The sequence below is a fragment of the Streptomyces sp. NPDC046379 genome (genome assembly GCF_055587785.1).
Map to the genome: position 1 here is coordinate 1 of NZ_JBVJFP010000070.1, position 1,235 is coordinate 1,235.

Annotated in this window: 2 protein-coding genes; one reads left to right on the forward strand and one right to left on the reverse strand. The window is 66.2% G+C overall.

What is annotated here, in order from left to right; translation table 11 throughout:
- Nucleotides 1–77: 77 nt before the first annotated feature.
- Complete coding sequence (locus ACZ6KF_RS34035; protein WP_019527982.1) at nt 78–413, forward strand: ankyrin repeat domain-containing protein; 336 nt, start codon at nt 78–80, stop codon at nt 411–413.
- Here ACZ6KF_RS34035 and ACZ6KF_RS34040 read toward each other — a convergent pair.
- A protein-coding gene (locus ACZ6KF_RS34040) for an IS5 family transposase (RefSeq protein WP_469161036.1) occupies nt 385–1,184 on the reverse strand; the annotation gives its coding sequence in 2 pieces (ribosomal slippage) (nt 385–845 and nt 845–1,184; 801 coding nt in all). The genes ACZ6KF_RS34035 and ACZ6KF_RS34040 overlap by 29 nt on opposite strands.
- Nucleotides 1,185–1,235: the final 51 nt, after the last annotated feature.

The window sequence follows — 1,235 nt, forward strand, 5'->3', positions numbered from 1 at the left end:
AGAGGTCATCTCAATTGGTGCGGTGAGGGCGTAGATAGTCGCTGGCAGGCGTGCTGTGGGGACGGTTGAATGCCGTGATGAGCGACTACTGGACCCCCGCGCATCAAGCGGTCGAGCAGGAGGATGCAGAGGCCCTGGCTCGGTTGCTGGCCGCTGGTTCCGATCCCGATGAGGTCTGCGGCAATATGACGCTGCTGACGCACGCGATCGACGTTGAGGGTGATGGGTCCCTGCAGAGCGGACAGCCGTTGACTGTGCACACCACGGCCGTGCTGCTGGCCTTCGGGGCTCATCCAGAGCTCGCAGACCCAGACGGCCACACCCCCATGGACATGGCCAGTCATTACGGTCACGACCTGGCGATCAAACTGCTGCAGACCCATATCAGCAGACGAGCCGCCGATAACAGATGAGGGTGCAGGCGATGCTCGTGAAGGCGAGGAAGTGCTCGGCCTTGCGTTCATAGCGGCGATGAAGGCGGCGGCAGCCGGCGAGCCAGGACATCGTGCGCTCGATGGTCCAGCGGTGGCGGCCCAGTCGCTGCGAGGTCTCGATGCCTTTGCGGGCGATGCGGTGGGTGACGCCGCGCCCTCGTAACCATCGCCGCAGGTGAGAGTAGTCGTATCCCTTGTCGGCGTGGAGCTTGCCCGGCCTGCGTCGCCGACGTCCGCGGCGGGAGCGGATGGGCGGTATGCCCTTCACCAGAGGGATCAAGGCTTGGCTGTCGTGCAGATTCGCCCCCGAGATTCCGACGGACAGGGGCAGACCGGTCCGCTCGGTGATGAGGTGGATCTTCGACCCGTACTTGCCCCGGTCGACAGGATTCGGGCCCGTCAGGTCCCCCTTTTCAGGGCCCGCATGTTCACCGAGTCGATCGCGCAGCGGGACCAGTCCAACTCGCCGCGGGAGCCCAGCTCATCGAGGACCAGGCGGTGGAGCTTGGCCCACACCCTGGCCTTCGTCCACTCGGCAAAACGGCGGTGAGCCGTCGCCCCCGACGGACCGAACGACGCAGCGGGCAACTGCTGCCACGTGCAGCCCGACGTGGCCACGAACACGATCGCGGCCAGCACCTCACGGTCGCCATGCCGACGGCGGCCACCGCCCTGAGGCCGCGAAGGCGCCTCCGGCACCACCCGCTGGAACAACTCCCACAACTCGTCCGGCACCAGCCGCTCAACGATCCCCACCACGCCCCACAGCCTACCGAGGTAGCCAAATGAGATGACCTCTAA

Bases quoted from the DNA above. Each gene is read 5' to 3' on its own strand.
- ACZ6KF_RS34035 (WP_019527982.1), top strand. From the start codon at position 78: ATGAGCGACTACTGGACCCCCGCGCATCAAGCGGTCGAGCAGGAGGAT.